The sequence below is a fragment of the Tundrisphaera macrotermitis genome, from assembly GCF_051175315.1.
Classification (GTDB): domain Bacteria; phylum Planctomycetota; class Planctomycetia; order Isosphaerales; family Isosphaeraceae; genus Tundrisphaera.
This window is the reverse complement of the sequence record NZ_CP195100.1, coordinates 6,694,261-6,708,796: the sequence shown is the minus strand read 5'-3', so window position 1 is coordinate 6,708,796 and position 14,536 is coordinate 6,694,261. Positions and strand designations below refer to the sequence as shown.

Genomic DNA, 14,536 nt, shown 5'->3' with positions numbered 1-14,536 from the left:
CGGATCCGGGCCCGTCCCTCCCGACCCCATCATCCCATCGATCTTCGGGGCGTCCATCGATGGCCATCGGGATGCGGGGGAGGGGGCGACATCGACGCCGAGGTCGCCCCCGGGCCACGGCCCCGCCCGCCGACGCCCCCTGAACCACGCCCGGCGCGGCCTCGATGGGGAGGCCGCGCCGGGGTCGTCCGATTCGATCACTTGATGTCCGACGGCACGTCCCCGGTGGCGGCCCAGACCAGGCCGCGGCGGTTCCAGGTCTGGACGCCCGGGTCGAGCAGGGTCGCGGCGTCGTGGCCCAGGACGTTCTCGAAGATCCGCCCCTTGCCGTAGGCGTTGACCCAGATCACGGCCTCGTCCTTGCCCGTCCCCTTGGGCTTGGCCGGGTCGGAGTAGGCGGTCGCCAGCACGGTGCTGCCGGGCGTGACCATGCAGTTCTGGTACAACTCATCCTTCACGTGGGCGAACTCGGCCGGGGCGCCCGCCGAGATCGGGTGCTCGGCGGCGGTCTTCTTGACCGCGAAGGCGTGGGCCGGGCCGTGGAACCCCTGGGTCCGCCAGCCGCCGGCGATGGCCTTCTCGAACTCGGCCCAGTTCGGCTTCACGAACGACGAGGACGCGTGGTGGATCAGCACCACGCCCTTGCCGCCGTCGTGGACCGCCTTGAGGAACGCGGCCTTGTTGGCGTCGGACCACGTCGTCTCCGGGCTGGGGTGGTGGTCCTTGTAGTTGAGCAGCAGGACGTCGTACTTCGCCAGGTTCTCGTCGGTCAGGTCCTTCGCCGGGTTGGTGGTCACGTCCACCTCGACCTTGCCCGGCAGGGTGAGCTGATCCTTCAGGACCGGGGTCGTCTCCTTCCAGTTGTGAGCGGGGTGCGTATCCCCGGTGATGATCAACGCCTTGATCGGCCGCTCGGCGCCCGCCGCGTCTGCGAGGCCCAGGGCGGCCAGCGCCGCGACCGCAAATCCCATCGCTCTCATCGGTGAATCTCCCTGGCACGCGCACTGTTGGGGAGACCCGCACGAATCCCGGTCCCCGCCCCCGCGTCAGTTGACACGATCGCCGTCGGGCGAGCAACGGTCCACCCGCGGCACGAGGCCCGCGGCAAGGGCCATCACCGGGCGGCCCGGCACGCCATCCGATCCGGCGGCACTCGATCCGCCGACGGCGTACCGCCCGGGCCGGCGACGGTGGCCTGTCGCGGGCGCCGGGGCGTATGATAGGATGTGTGACCCGGACCCTCCGGACGAATCAACCTGGCGGACGTCGATGAGTAGCGAGCCCAAACGATCGATCCTGGATGCCGGCCCCGACGAGCTCGGGGCGTGGATGAAGGAACGGGGCCACGCCGCGTACCGGGCCCGCCTGGTCATGGGCTGGATCTTCGACCGCCGCGCCGAGACGTTCGCGGCGATGTCGGACCTGCCCAAAAAGCTCCGGGAGGAGCTGGACGCCGAGTGGGAGGTCTTCTCGACGACGGTGGCCCTCCACCACGTCGCCCCCGACGGCACCGATAAGCTCCTGATCGCCTGCCGGGACGGCCGCAAGGTCGAGTGCGTCCTGATGGCCGAGGAGGACCGGCGCACGGTCTGCATCTCCACCCAGGTCGGCTGCGGGATGGGCTGCGTCTTCTGCGCCAGCGGCCTCCGCGGCGTCGAGCGGAACCTGACCAGGGGCGAGATCATCGAGCAGGTGGTCCGGCTCCGCAACTTGCTGCCCCCCGACGAGCGGCTGACCAACCTCGTCGTGATGGGGATGGGCGAGAGCCTGGCGAACCTGGACAACCTGGTCGCGGCCCTGGACCGGATCTGCTCCCCGCAGGGGCTGGGCATGGGCCAGAGGCGGGTCACGATCTCGACGGTCGGCCTGCCCGAAAAGATGCGCAAACTGGCGGCCCTGGACCGGCAATATCACCTGGCGGTCTCGCTGCACGCCCCCACGCCGAAGCTGCGCGACGAACTGGTGCCGATCAACGCCAAGGTCGGGCTCAACGCCGTTGTCGAGGCCGCCGATCACTACTTCCAGGCCAGCGGGCGGCAGGTCACCTTCGAGTACGTCCTGTTGCGTGGGATCAACGACCGTGTCGAGGATGCCCGGGCCCTGGCCAACCTCCTGGACCGGAGGAAGGCCCACGTCAACCTGATCCCCTATAATCCGGTGGAGGGCCTGCCGTACGAGCGGCCCACGCCGAAGGCGATCGAGGCGTTCGTGGCGATCGTCCGGTCCCGGGGCATCGGCGTGAGCGTGCGGAAGACCAAGGGGCGTGAGATCGACGCCGCGTGCGGCCAGCTCCGGCGCCGGGCGGAAGAGGCGGGGGCGATCCGGGCGGTGGCCCCATCGTCCCTGGCTGTGGTGGAACCCTCGGCGGCCCCGTGACGGCGGCCGCCCAATGCGGAGGGGAATGCTCGTGGCGACCGGCGAAACGGGAGAAGTTCAACCGCTCGAGGTGCGCGACCCCGACGTCCGCCTGATGCTCCAGATCCGCGACGACGTCCCGGGCGCCTTCGAGGTCATGGTCGAGCGGTACCAGCATCGCCTGGTCGGGGTCCTGGCCCACCTGGTCGGCGGCCGGCTCGAAGAGGCCGAGGACCTGACCCAGGACGTGTTCCTGCGGATCTATCGGGCCCGCAAGGGATACAAGCCCAAGGCCAAGTTCTCGACCTGGCTGTTCACGATCGCCAACAACCTGGCGATGAACCACCTCCGGGGCAAGGGCCGGGCGCCGACCCTCGCCACCGAGTCCCAGGGGGCCAGGTCGTTCGGCCTCCGGCCGCTGGAAGAACGGGCGATGGCCCGCGACGGCACCCCCTCGGCGCAGATGCGCCAGGTCGAGCTGTCCGACGTGGTCCGCGAGGCGCTCGGCGTGCTGGGCGAGGACCAGAAGCTGGCCGTCCTGCTCAACAAGTTCGAGGACATGAGCTACGCCGACATCGCCGAGGTCATGGGCCGATCCGAGGCGGCCGTGAAGTCCCTCCTGGCCCGCGCCCGCAACCAGCTCCGCGAGCAGCTCGAGCCCTATCTCAAGACCGGGCAGAGGGCGACGTGACGGCGGGTTCGACGCTCCGGGATTGGTGGGCCCTGATCGGCCGGGCCGGCGGCGGGCTCCTGTTCCCGACCGCCTGCCAGGTGTGCGACGCCGAGACGCACGGCTCGCCGTTCTGCGACGCCTGCGGCGACGAGCTGCGCGACGCGGCCGGCTCCCCTTGCCATCGCTGCGCCATGCCGATGGGGCCGTTCGCCGACCGGACCCGGGGCTGTTCCGAGTGCCGGGGCAAGGCCCTCGGCTTCGACGCGGCGGTCGCCCTGGGGCCGTACACCGGGCCGATCCGCCAGTTTTGCCTGGCCCTGAAGCGCGAGCACAACGCCTGGATGGCCCGGTGGGTGGCGGAACTGGTGGTCGAATCCCGCGCCGGGGCGATCCGCCGGGCGCTCGGGCCGGACGTCGGCCCCGAGCCCTGGGTCGTGCCGATCCCGCTGCACTGGCGGAAGCGGTTTCGCCGCGGGTACAACCAGGCCGAGGCTTTGGCCCGGGGCGTGGCCTCGGGGATGAAGCTCCCGCTCCGGCAGCCGCTCCGGCGGGTCGTGGACACCCCCGCGTTGGCCCTGGCCGGCCGCCCCGAGCGGGCCCGGCGGATGAAGGAGGCCTTCCGGGTGGCGCGCGGGGCCCGGCTCGAAGGGCGGCCCGTCCTGCTGGTCGACGACATCCTGACCACGGGGGCGACCACCGGGGCGGCCGCGCGGGCGCTCAAGAAGGCCGGGGCGGAGCGGGTGATCGTGGTGGTGGTGGGACGAGCCGAGGGGAGGCCGTGATGGCGGGCGAAGGGTTGCGGATCGGGACTCGGGGCAGCCGCCTCGCCCTCTGGCAGGCGAACTGGGTGGCCGACCGCCTCCGCACGCTCCACCCGGGGCTGGCCGTGGACCTGGTCGAGATCCGCACCCAGGGGGACCGCGATCGCAACTCCCCCCTGGCGGCGATCGGCGGGATGGGCCTGTTCACCAAGGAGATCCAGCGGGCCCTGGTCGATGGCGAGGTGGACATCGCCGTCCACAGCCTTAAGGACCTGCCCACCCAGGGGCCGGCCAACCTCACCCTGGGCGCCATCCCGCCCCGCGAGGACGTGGCCGACGCCCTGATCGCCCCGGTGCACCGGACTCTGGCCGCCCTGCCCGAAGGGGCGACCGTGGGCACCGGCTCGCTCCGGCGCCGGGCCCTCTTGCTCCTGGCCCGGCCCGACCTGACGGTCGTGAGCGTTCGGGGCAACGTCGAGACCCGGCTCAACCGGGCCCTGAGCGGAGAGCTGGACGCGGTCGTCCTGGCCGAGGCCGGGCTCAACCGGCTCGGGCTCGACCAGCACGTGACCGAACGGCTCGGCCCCCCGTCGTTCCTGCCGGCCGTGGGGCAGGGGGCCCTGGGGATCGAGTGCCGGGCCGACGACGCCCGGACCCTGGCCTGGCTCGCCCCGCTCGACGACCCCGCCACCCATCGCGCCGTGGCGGCCGAGCGGCGCACCCTGGCCGACCTCGAAGGCGGCTGCATGATCCCCCTGGCCGCGTTCGCCCGCGACGTCGACGGCCGGCTGAGGCTCGACGCGATGGTGGTCGACCCCGACGGGACGGAGATGGTCGCGGCCGGCCTGGACGGCCCGATCGACGACCCCGAGGGGCTGGGCCGGCGCGTGGCCGAGGCCCTGCGGGCCCAGGGGGCCGACCGCATCCTCGCCCGGGTCCGGCCGAACTGACCGGGATCGACGGGGGGCCTTGGATCCACGGAGTCTACTTGGCCCGCCACCACTCCGACGGGCCGAGCCCTCGCTCCAGGCAGTGCGGCTCGATGGCGGCGCGGAAGCGGACGGCGTCCCCGGGGTAGCCGGCGGTGGGCTTGAGGCCGGGGATGCGGGCGAGCCAGTGGGCGTTGAAGGCGTCCATGGCGTGCTCGCGGATCGACTTGCTCACCAGCGAGGCGAGGGCGACCAGGCCATCGTGGGCGTCGGCGCGGGGGATCAGGTCGAGGGTGAGCGACCGGCCCGACGCGAAGAGATCATAGCGGGAGAGGTCGGGGCCTTCGGGGCCGGGGCGGACCCTTGCGGCGGGGAAGGCCTGGCGTAAGAGGTCGCCGTAGAAGTTCCGTCCGCCATGCTTGTCGGATCGGACCGACGTCCATGATGCGTCCGCCAATCGATCCCACGTCGCTTCGAGCAGGCGTGCGAACGCGGAGAAGTGGACCAGGGCCTTCGATCCCAGGGCGTCGAGGCCCTCGTTGAACAGGCAGGGGCCGACGACGACGGAGCGGACGGCGACGAGCCGCCACGGGGCCCCGTCGAGCGGGCGACGGTGGAGGGCCGGGGCGACGACGTCCCAGGAGGAAGGGTAGGGCGGGTCGGCCCCATCCAGCCAGGGGGCGAGTTCCACGCCCGAGAGCGAGCCGGCGCCCACCGCTTCCAGGAGCGATCCGAGGGTGCGGGGCGTCCCCAGGCCGGCGGCATCCAGGCAGGCCAGGGTGGCGGCGTCCAACCGCTCGCGCCCCTTGCGGGCCTTGTAGACGAGCTTGGAATCGTCGACCCAGAGGCGATCCTTCGGCCCCCCGGCGCGGGAGACCGTGGCGGCGAGGTCGGCCCAGAGGTCGGGCGGATGGTCGGTGGGGCCTTCGGCCGTGACCGAGGTCATGACCAGCGGGCCGAGGTTGGGACCGTACCCGGCCTCGTCGATCCCGACCCATCGTGTCGTGGGGGCCACGGCGACCTGCCTCGGATCGGGGGAGGAGACCCCCGACGGCCCGCCCGGCGGGCGCGGTCGGGGGCTCTTGCGGCTCAGAGGGCCGAGAACGCGGCGTCGGCGTTGGCGTCGACGGCCTTCTCGGTGGGGATCCAGATCGACGCGGGCGGGCGGCCCAGGACCTCGCCGGCCAGTGAGGCATAGTCCTCGGCGCCCCGGCTGGTGGGTGCGTACTGGAAGATCGACTGGCCGAAGCTGGGGCACTCCGCCAGGCGGATGTTGCGGCGGATCCGGGTGCGGAAGACCCGGGCCTCGGACCATGGCGAGTTCGCGTTCTTGCGGCCGTCGAAGTAGCTGTCCAGGTCGTCGATGACCTCGCCGCCGAGCCGGGTCCCGGCGTCGTACAGGCAGAGGACGACGCCGCCCACCTTCAGGTCGCGGTTGACCCGCTTGGAGACCAGGCTGATCGTCTCCAGCAGCTTCGACAGCCCGTGCAGGGCCAGGAAGTGGGCCTGGAGCGGGATGAACACCTCGCGGGCGGCGCACAGGGCGTTCAGCGTGAGGATGCCGAGCGAGGGGGGGCAGTCCATCAGGACGTAGTCGTAGGCCTCGCTCTCCATCTCGGCGTCGAGCTGGTCGCGGAGGATGACCTCACGGCCGACCGTGCCGATCAACTCGACCTCGGCGGCGGCCAGGTCGATGTGGCTGCCGCAGATGTGGAGGTTGGGCGAGACCTCGCGGCGGACCTCCGCCAGCGAGAGCCCCTGCGTCAGGACGTCGTAGAGGGAGGGCCCCGACCGGCCGGGCAGCAGGCCCAGGTGGAGCGTGGCGTGGGCCTGGGGGTCCAGGTCGAGGACGAGCGTCTTGTTCCCCTCGGCCGCCAGGGCGGCGGCCAGGTTGACGGTGGTCGTCGTCTTGCCGACCCCCCCCTTCTGATTCAGCATCGCGATCCGTCGCATCGATGGGTTCCTTCCCTGTGCGCGACCCCGTCCCCGTTCGCCCCGACGGCGTCTTCGGGGATCTCGCCGGGAGTCTAGACCATTCATCCCCCGGCGTGAAGGGGAATTGCGCCGGGGGGCGGATGGTCGCGGCGGTGGGATCCACGGATGCGGCATGATCCGTGCAGCATCCGGCCAGGACGACAGTTCCGTCGATCCACCATCGCCCGCCACCGGGAAAGGACCGCCGCCATGGCGATCAAGACAGCCGCCGTCGTGAGGGGCAAGAACGGCCTCGTCGGCCAGGTCGAGGCCTTCCTGGCCCACGACGACGAGGAGGCGGAGTCGGTCGCGATCCGCCTGGACGACGGCCGGCGGGTCGTGATCCCGGCCGAGCTGCTCGTGCTCCAGGAGGACGGGAGCTACGCCCTGGAACTCTCCGCCTCGGCGATCGAGCAACTGATCGGGAAGGTGGAAACGTCCGAGGTCGGGGGCCGGGCCGGGGCCGAGGTCGTCGTGCCCGTCGTCGCCGAGTCGGTCGAGGTCGGCAAGCGGACGGTGGAGACCGGCCGGGTCCGCATCCACAAGACCGTCCGCACGGTCGAGGAGGTCGTCGACGAGCCCTTGGTCCGCGAGGAGGTCGACGTGGAGCGCGTCCCGGTCGGCCGCGTGGTGGAGGGGCCGGTGGGCAACCGCCAGGAAGGCGACACCCTGATCGTCCCGATCCTGGAAGAGGTCCTGGTGGTCGAGAAACGGCTCATGCTGAAGGAGGAATTGCGGATCACTCGCCGCAAGGTCGAGCACCGTTCCCCGGAGTCCGTGACCCTCCGCGTCGAGGAGGCGACCGTCGAACGAATCGACGGGCCCCGTGCGGCGGGACCGGGCAACGTCGATAAAAAGTCTTGATGATCCACCGGCGTTCGGCACCCGCTTTGCCCTTGGATCCTTTCATGCGACCCACGACGGCGACCCGGATCGGGGCGTGCCGGTGTGGTCTCAACCGGGAGGTCAGCTCATGGGGACGGTTGTCGGACTTTTCGAGACGCGGGACCAGGCGGTGAAGGCGGTCGAGTCCCTGAAGGCCGCCGGATTCCCCGCCGAGGACATGAGCATCGTGATGCGTGACCGCGAGGCGTCCGCCGACGTGGCCGAGGAGGCGGGCGTCGGCGACGCCGCGGCCGCCGGGGCCATGGGCGGGGGCCTCCTGGGCGGCATCGCCGGCCTGGTCCTCGGGGCGGGGGCGCTGGCCATCCCGGGCATCGGGCCGATCATCGCCGCCGGGCCGATCGCCGCGGCCCTGACCGGGGGGGCCCTGGGGGCGGCCGCCGGCGGGATCGTCGGGGCCCTGACCGAGGTCGGCGTCCCCGAGGATGAGGTCGAGCATTACCAGGCCGGCGTCGAGCGCGGCGGCGTCCTGCTGAGCGTCAAGGTCCCCGCCGGCCGCGAGTCCGAGGCCCGGTCCCTGCTGACCTCCACCGGCCTCCACGACATCAAGCATCACCAGAAGCTGTGGAAGAAGGACCCGGACTACCGTTACGACGCCGCGTCCCTCGCTTCCACCCCCACCGCAGACACGTCGAAGCCCAAGGCCAAGGCCGCCCCCAAGGCGGCTACCACCAAAGGAGACAAGACGATGGCGACCACCAACAAGCATGAAGACACCAAGGCCACGGTGAGCACGGCGACCGGAGGGGCGGCGGGCGCCCTGGCGGGGGCCGGGGTCGGCGCCGCCGTGGGCGGCCCGGTCGGCGCGGCGGTCGGCGCCGGCATCGGTGCCGTGGCCGGTTCGGCGGCGGGCGGCGCGGCCGGCTATGCCTCGCACGAGGCCGACTTCCGCTCCGAGTGGGAATCCAGCTCGGCCCGCGGCAAGCACAGGTGGGAAGAGGTCTCCCCGGCCTATCGCTATGGTTGGGAAAGCTACGAACGCCCCGAGTACCGCGATAAATCGTGGTCGCAGGTCGGCTCCGAACTCAAGAAGAGCTGGACCGGCTCGACGGCCTGGGAAGAGACCGAGCCCTATGTGAAGAGCGCCTGGGAACGCCGCGCCAAGCACCAGGTCGCGTCCGGCAACGAGGCCGTGATCCCGGTCGTCGAGGAAGAGCTCAAGGTCGGCAAGAGGACGGTGGAGAAGGGGGGCGTCCAGGTCAAGACCTCGGTCGTGGAGACCCCCGTCGAGACCGACGTCAGCCTGCACGAGGAACACGTCAAGGTGAAGCGCCGGGCCGTGGATCGCCCGGTCACCGGCGCCGATGCGGCCGCCTTCCAGGAGGGGACGATCGAGCTGAAGGAGACCGTCGAGGAGGCCGTGGTCGCCAAGTCGGCCCGGGTCGTCGAGGAGATCGTCCTCAGCAAGGAAGGCTCGGACCGCACCCAGACCGTCCGGGACAAGGTCCGCAAGACCGACGTCGATGTCCAGGAGATCGACACCCCGGCCACCGTGACCCACGAGACCTACGAGACCTTCTCGCCCCAGTTCGAGAAGCACCACAAGTCGCACTACGCCAAGGGCGGGTCGACCTACTCCGAATACACCCCCGCCTATCGCTTCGGGCACACCCTGGGCACCGACGAACGCTATCGGACCGGGACCTGGGCCACCGTCGAGCCCGAGGCCCGCAGGCACTGGGAAACCAAGAACGAGGGGACCTGGGAGGAGTTCAAGGACGCCGTCCACCACGCCTGGGATAAGGCTCGCGGCAAGGCCTGATCGCCTCGGTCCGAGAGATCGATGAGCAAGAACGGGCGGGCGGGGCAGGTGATGCCCCGCCCGCCCTTTTTCATCCTCCGGCAAATCATCCCCCGAGTTCGTCGACCGGCACCGGCTTCGGTCGCCCCGATCCGGGGTCGGTGAGCCAGGCGAGGGATCGCGGCCGGATGCGGAGGCCCGCCTTGCGGAGGCTGATCAGGGCGGCGACCAGGAACGAGGCCAGGCCCAGGGCGATCCGATCGAGCCCGACGACCCGGCTCCGCCAATAGAGATAACCCCGCGCCCCGGTCATGAGCAGGGCCGTGCCCAGGCCCGCCGCCGCCGGGACGTAGTAGATCGGCCCGCCGCAGCGGTAGCCATAGGCCAGGGCGATCGCGGCCATCGCCAGCGGATAGGCGGGCATCGTCCCCGAGGGCGGGCGATGCCCAGTCATCGGCTCCCCGGCCGCCGAGGAGATGATGGCGCACAGGAGCAGCAAGGCCCCGAGGCGCCGGAGGATCTCCCCCAGGCGATCTTCCAGGATCGCCCCGATCGCCAGGACCGCGACCAGGCCCAGGTGGAAGCCGACCAGCCCCGGCCGATCCAGCGAACGGATCGCGGGCAGGTCGAACGCCGCCGCGATCAGGCATCCCGCCGCGACCATCCACCGCCACCCGGCGCGATCGCGGATCGCCATCCAGGCCTGCGTCGCCGCGATCAGGACGAGCGGCCCCGCCTGGGGTTGGACCAGTTCATCGAGCCCGAGCGTCCCGGGCGCGACGACCGATAGCCCCAGCAGGGCCGCGATCAGGCCGGGCCCGGCCAGGGGCACCCGCCGGGCCATCGCCACGGCATAGAAGGCCGTCGCCGCGACCAGGGTCGCGAAGGCCGGGTCGCAGCCCAGTTGCCCCTCGAACAGGGCGATGAAGTGCCGATAGATCGGGTCGGGCCGGTGCCCGATCAGCGAGAGGCCGGCCAGGGCCATCGGCAGGGCCATCGCCGTCGCGATCGTTCCGCGATGGCGGGCCACCAGGCCGAGTTCCAGCAGGAGGACGGCGACGGCGAGCCCGAACGGGACGAGGAAGAAGGGGCCGAAGATGGTCCGGGTCGCGTCCACCCCGTGCATCGACGTGCACAGGTAATACGCCCGGCCGCAGACGCCCAGCCCCAGGAACACGAACAGGCTCCAGGGATACATCGGCCACCGCCACGGGCTCCCGTTCCCCCGGAGGTAGGCCGGCCCCCGGCGGATCGCGGGCAGGAGCGTCAGGAAGCACAGCCCGGCCAGCGGCGAGAAGCCGGAGACCGCCCAGTGTGCCATCGGCGTCTCGGGGCGGTCCCGGAACGAGACCAGCGCGACCGGGTACAGGAAGAACAGGGCGAGGATCAGGTGATACGGGATCCGGAACAGGGCCGGCAGCCCGAGCCGCATCCCCCGGAGCATCGCCTCGCTCACCACCACGGAGAACAGGAGCCCGCCGGCGAAGCAGATCGTCCCCAGCCGGGGCCGGGCCACCAGGATCTCGTCGAACGTGACCGAGATCGCCAGGAACATCATCACGACGAGCAGGAGGATGCTCCGCACGTCGTCCCATACCTTCCCGAACCGGATGAGGAGGCAGCCGGTGATCGCCAGCAGCAGCGTGTAGCCGCCCAGCCCGGCGACCAGCGCCCAGGTGTCGAAGTCCTTCGCGTTCGGGTCGAACGACATCCTCAGCCCCAGGAACACCAGGTCGGCGCTGATGATGTAGAACGGGTTCTGGCTGTACAGCCATCGGATCAGGCCCGGCCAGCCCCGGGAAAGCCCGGGCGCGGCGGGGCGGCTCGGATCAACCATAAGGTCCGTCATCGAAACCTCGGGAGGTGAAGAGGTGCGACGGAAAGACGTGGGGCGACGTGCCCACGGCATTATGGTGTCGGTCTGACGTTTGTCGCAAGGCGTGTCGGGCGGAAACCCGGCGCATGAAGAAGCCCCGCCGGGAAAGGGCGGGGCTCGGTCGGTGGTTCTTGCGGCGATGGGTCAGGAGGCGGGCTTCAACTTGCGGGCCACCTCGGCCGCGACGGCGGCGGAGAAGCTGGATGTCGATTCGGTCCCGCCCAGGTCTCGGGTGCGGACCCCGTCGCGGAGCAGGCCGAGGGTGCTTTCCTTGATCGCCCGGCCGACCTCGGGCTCGCCGGCCTGGATGCAGAGCATGGCCAGCGCCAGGAAGATGGCGGTGGGGTTGGCCAGGTTCTTGCCCTGGATGTCCGGGGCCGTGCCGTGGGCGGCGTCGTACATGGCGATCCGGACGGCGGCCTCGGCGTCGAACGCGAGGTTGGCGCTGGCGCCGATGCCGAGCGAGCCGGCCAGCCCGCACGCCATGTCGGAGAGGAAGTCGCCGTACTCGTTGAGCACCAGGACGACCTGGTACTTCTCCGGCGTCATGATCAGCTTGCCCAGCAGGGCGTCGAACAGCTCGATCTTGTGGCCGACGTCGGGGTTCTGGTGGGCGACCTCCAGCGTGACCCGCTCGAACAGGCCGTCGGTCGCCCGTTGGATGGTGTGCTTGGACGCGGAGGTGACGTGGCGGCCGGTCTGGCGGGCGAAGTTGAAGGCGTAGCGGGCCGCCTCGAAGACCGGCTTCCGCTCGACGATCCGCAGGCTGACCGCGCCGCCGTCCCCGATCGGCCGGCCAGGGTCGTCGTAGGTGCCGCCGGTGGCGATCCGGACGATGTCGACGTCGAGCGGGCGGGTGAAGTTGGTCGGGACGCCGGGGATGGTGTAGACCGGGCGGTGGATCACCGACAGGTCGAGGCGGCGGCGGAGGACCGCATTGGGGCTCTCCTCGGCGGTGACCGTCGGGTACTTCAGGGCGAGCTTGGTCGTGCAAACCGCCTCGACGGCCTCGTCGTAGATCGCCTTGCCCCGCGCGCGGCGATTGGCCAGCGTGAGGTCGACGGGGATGAAGTCGAGACGGATCGGCAGGGCATCGGCCAGGACGTGGATGGCATCGGAAAGCTCGGCCCCGATGCCGTCGCCCAGAAGCTCGGTCACCGCATAAGTAGGACGCATTCTCGAACAAACTCCGAAATGAGATTCTCCCGGGCGTGTTACGGAATGTTATGGGCCGGCCCGACGCCGGTCAAACCGGCCGATCGGGCGAAATGGGGGAGGCGCGGGGAGATTCTGGCACGGGCGGCGAACGATCGGATATAATCAGGGGTATGTAACGGGCGCCGCGGCGTCCCCTGGTTCGGCCGTAGCCCTGGGGCTAGGAGTGGTCCGATGTCGACCGCAGGAAAAGTCCTCGTCGTCCTGGTCATGCTGATGATGGCCGGCTGGATGGTGCTTCTATCCGCCGTGACCCAGCTGAACAAGAACCACGGCGAGGCAGTCGCGAAGAATCAGAAGCAGCTCGATGACGTCACCGCCGAGGTGGCGAAGGTGACCCAGGATATCACCACGACGATCAACAAGGCCCACCTCCTGCAGGCGGACACCGTCCGCGACCTGCGCGAGATCCAGGGCCGGATCACCGCCGCCGAGCGCCACCAGTCGGCCACCAACGCCAGCCTGGCCCGCCTCAAGTTCCAGGTCGCCAACTACGAGTCGGCCCTCGCCACGGCGAAGGCCGCCCTGGAAACGAGGATCGCCGAGGAGACCCAGGCCAACGAGATCAAGGCGGCCAAGCTCGCCGAGATCGAGCAGGCCAAGGCCCGCAACGCCGACCTCCGCGAGCAGCTCGCCCGGCTCCAGAGCGAGTTCAAGCAGCTCCTGGCCGAGAATGCCAAGCTGGTCGGATCGGCCCCCGGGGTCGCCCCCTCCGGCGCCCGGGTTTCCCGCCCGGTCCGGAGCCTCTGAACCGGCCCCGGCGGCCGTCATCCCGCCGCGAGATGGCGGAAGGCCGAGCGGCCCGCATAGCGGGCCGAGCCCCCGAGTTCCCCCTCGATCCGGAGCAGCCGGTTGTACTTGGAGACGCGATCGGATCGGGCCGGGGCCCCGATCTTGATCAGCCCGCAGGCGGTGGCCACCGCCAGGTCGGCGATCGCCGAGTCCTCGGTCTCGCCGCACCGGCCGGAGACGATGGGGCAGAGCCCGTGGCGGCGGGCCAGGGCCATCGCATCAAGCGTCTCGGACAGCGTCCCGGCCTGGTTCAGCTTCACGACCACGGCGTTGCCGGCGTGGTGGTCGATCCCATACCTCAGCCGCTCGATCTGGGTGGCGTAGAGGTCATCGCCCGCCAGCTGGACCCGGGACCCGAGCCGCTCGGTGAGCCGCACCCAGCCGTCCCAGTCGTCCTCGGCCAGCCCGTCCATGATCGATGCGATCGGGTACTGGCGGACCCAGTGTTCGAGCAGGTCGATCATCCCGGCGTTGTCGTGCTCCTCGCCGCCGAGTTCCAGCCGGTAGGTCGACGTGCCGGCCGCATGCAGCCGGGTGGCGGCCACGTCGATGGCGATGACCACATCCCGGTCGATCGCCAGACCCGCGGCCATCACGGCCTCCAGGACGTGGTCGACCGCCTGGGCGTTGGCCCAGAGCCTGGGCCCATAGGCCCCTTCCGGGCCGATCAGGTGGGCGGCGTGGCCGTGGGACTGGAGGATCTCGCCCAGGGACCGATAGACCGAGGCCGCCATGTCGACCGCCTCGGCGAAGTCGCGGGCGCCGACCGGGATCATCAGGTAGTCGCGGAAGTCCAGCGACCGCACGGCGTGGCATCCCCCGGTGATCATGTGCACGATCGGCACCGGGAGCGATGGCTCGGATGCCTCATCCGGGGCGAGGCGTTCCTTCCAGAGGCCGTTCAGGTGGGCGTGGAACTCCTCGCGGCGGTGCAGGGCCGCGGCTCGGGCCACGGCCAGCGAGACGGCCATCAGGGCGTTGGAGCCGAGCCGCCCCTTGTCCGGCGTGCCGTCCAGCTCGACCAGGGCCGAGTCGATGGCCCCCTGATCCTCGACGTCCATCCCGCGCAGGGCGGGGCCGATCTCCGAACCGATCAGGGAGACCGCCCGGCGGACCCCCCGGCCGTTGTGGCGCGGGCTCTCGCCGTCTCGCAGCTCGCGGGCCGCATAGGGCTCGCGCCCCGCCCCCGACGAGGTGATGGCCGAGGCCCGCACCCCGGCCTCGCCGATCGCCTCGACTTCGATGGTGGGGCTCCCCCGCGAGTCGAGGACTTCCCGCGCCCATAGTTTTTCCAGACGGCACACGAGGCCACCTCGC

General features: G+C 71.1%; 13 protein-coding genes. 7 read left to right on the top strand and 6 right to left on the bottom strand.

The window, feature by feature from the left end; all coding sequences use genetic code 11:
• Positions 1–197 precede the first annotated feature (197 nt).
• Complete coding sequence (locus TA3x_RS27150; protein ID WP_435017810.1) at positions 198–980, bottom strand: ThuA domain-containing protein; 783 nt, start codon at positions 978–980, stop codon at positions 198–200.
• 289 nt (positions 981–1,269) lie between these two features.
• On the opposite strand from TA3x_RS27150, the gene rlmN reads away from it, so the two are divergent.
• From rlmN to hemC, 4 genes are read left to right on the top strand one after another with little or no spacing between them, the layout of a single operon-like run.
• The gene (gene rlmN, locus TA3x_RS27145) at positions 1,270–2,376 is read left to right on the top strand and encodes a 23S rRNA (adenine(2503)-C(2))-methyltransferase RlmN (RefSeq protein ID WP_435017809.1); all 1,107 of its coding nucleotides are present in this window, start codon (positions 1,270–1,272) and stop codon (positions 2,374–2,376) included.
• A 31-nt stretch (positions 2,377–2,407) separates the two neighbouring features.
• Entirely contained in the window at positions 2,408–3,046 is a 639-nt protein-coding gene (locus TA3x_RS27140) for an RNA polymerase sigma factor (RefSeq protein ID WP_435017808.1), read from the top strand.
• Positions 3,043–3,810 (top strand): ComF family protein, encoded by a 768-nt coding sequence (locus TA3x_RS27135; RefSeq protein WP_435017807.1) that lies wholly within the window; start codon positions 3,043–3,045, stop codon positions 3,808–3,810. The genes TA3x_RS27140 and TA3x_RS27135 overlap by 4 nt, the downstream gene beginning before the upstream one ends.
• Positions 3,810–4,739, top strand: coding sequence for a hydroxymethylbilane synthase (gene hemC, locus TA3x_RS27130; protein WP_435017806.1), 930 nt, complete (start codon positions 3,810–3,812; stop codon positions 4,737–4,739). Before TA3x_RS27135 ends, hemC begins: the two co-directional genes overlap by 1 nt.
• Before the next feature lie 34 nt (positions 4,740–4,773).
• Here hemC and TA3x_RS27125 read toward each other — a convergent pair whose 3' ends face one another.
• Both TA3x_RS27125 and TA3x_RS27120 read right to left on the bottom strand, forming a co-directional pair.
• Positions 4,774–5,733 carry a hypothetical protein gene (locus TA3x_RS27125; RefSeq protein WP_435017805.1) on the bottom strand — a complete coding sequence of 320 codons (960 nt, stop codon included), beginning with the start codon at positions 5,731–5,733 and terminating at the stop codon, positions 4,774–4,776.
• A 74-nt stretch (positions 5,734–5,807) separates the two neighbouring features.
• The gene (locus tag TA3x_RS27120; RefSeq protein WP_435017804.1) at positions 5,808–6,671 is read right to left on the bottom strand and encodes a ParA family protein; all 864 of its coding nucleotides are present in this window, start codon (positions 6,669–6,671) and stop codon (positions 5,808–5,810) included.
• Positions 6,672–6,902: 231 nt separating this feature from the next.
• Between TA3x_RS27120 and TA3x_RS27115 the strand changes: the two genes are divergently transcribed.
• Together TA3x_RS27115 and TA3x_RS27110 are read left to right on the top strand one after the other, a co-directional pair.
• Entirely contained in the window at positions 6,903–7,556 is a 654-nt protein-coding gene (locus TA3x_RS27115) for a YsnF/AvaK domain-containing protein (protein WP_435017803.1), read from the top strand.
• Between the two features lie 109 nt (positions 7,557–7,665).
• Complete coding sequence (locus TA3x_RS27110) at positions 7,666–9,357, top strand: DUF2382 domain-containing protein (RefSeq protein ID WP_435017802.1); 1,692 nt, start codon at positions 7,666–7,668, stop codon at positions 9,355–9,357.
• 85 nt (positions 9,358–9,442) lie between these two features.
• On the opposite strand, the gene TA3x_RS27105 is transcribed toward TA3x_RS27110, so the two are convergent.
• Both TA3x_RS27105 and TA3x_RS27100 read right to left on the bottom strand, forming a co-directional pair.
• The gene (locus tag TA3x_RS27105; protein ID WP_435017801.1) at positions 9,443–11,185 is read right to left on the bottom strand and encodes a hypothetical protein; all 1,743 of its coding nucleotides are present in this window, start codon (positions 11,183–11,185) and stop codon (positions 9,443–9,445) included.
• Between the two features lie 171 nt (positions 11,186–11,356).
• Positions 11,357–12,388, bottom strand: a complete 1,032-nt coding sequence (locus TA3x_RS27100; protein WP_435017800.1) for an isocitrate/isopropylmalate family dehydrogenase — start codon at positions 12,386–12,388, stop codon at positions 11,357–11,359.
• 213 nt (positions 12,389–12,601) lie between these two features.
• Between TA3x_RS27100 and TA3x_RS27095 the strand changes: the two genes are divergently transcribed.
• Positions 12,602–13,177, top strand: coding sequence for a hypothetical protein (locus tag TA3x_RS27095; protein ID WP_435017799.1), 576 nt, complete (start codon positions 12,602–12,604; stop codon positions 13,175–13,177).
• A 17-nt stretch (positions 13,178–13,194) separates the two neighbouring features.
• Here the strand turns inward: TA3x_RS27095 and eno are convergent, their stop codons facing one another.
• Complete coding sequence (gene eno / locus TA3x_RS27090; protein WP_435017798.1) at positions 13,195–14,523, bottom strand: phosphopyruvate hydratase; 1,329 nt, start codon at positions 14,521–14,523, stop codon at positions 13,195–13,197.
• Between the last annotated feature and the right edge of the window lie 13 nt (positions 14,524–14,536).

Excerpts from the sequence above, each read along its gene's own strand:
- TA3x_RS27150 (WP_435017810.1), bottom strand. The coding sequence starts at position 980 with ATGAGAGCGATGGGATTTGCGGTCGCGGCGCTGGCCGCCCTGGGCCTC.
- rlmN (WP_435017809.1), top strand. The coding sequence starts at position 1,270 with ATGAGTAGCGAGCCCAAACGATCGATCCTGGATGCCGGCCCCGACGAG.
- hemC (WP_435017806.1), top strand. The coding sequence starts at position 3,810 with ATGGCGGGCGAAGGGTTGCGGATCGGGACTCGGGGCAGCCGCCTCGCC.
- TA3x_RS27120 (WP_435017804.1), bottom strand. The coding sequence starts at position 6,671 with ATGCGACGGATCGCGATGCTGAATCAGAAGGGGGGGGTCGGCAAGACG.
- TA3x_RS27115 (WP_435017803.1), top strand. The coding sequence starts at position 6,903 with ATGGCGATCAAGACAGCCGCCGTCGTGAGGGGCAAGAACGGCCTCGTC.
- TA3x_RS27110 (WP_435017802.1), top strand. The coding sequence starts at position 7,666 with ATGGGGACGGTTGTCGGACTTTTCGAGACGCGGGACCAGGCGGTGAAG.
- TA3x_RS27105 (WP_435017801.1), bottom strand. The coding sequence starts at position 11,185 with ATGACGGACCTTATGGTTGATCCGAGCCGCCCCGCCGCGCCCGGGCTT.
- TA3x_RS27100 (WP_435017800.1), bottom strand. The coding sequence starts at position 12,388 with ATGCGTCCTACTTATGCGGTGACCGAGCTTCTGGGCGACGGCATCGGG.
- TA3x_RS27095 (WP_435017799.1), top strand. The coding sequence starts at position 12,602 with ATGTCGACCGCAGGAAAAGTCCTCGTCGTCCTGGTCATGCTGATGATG.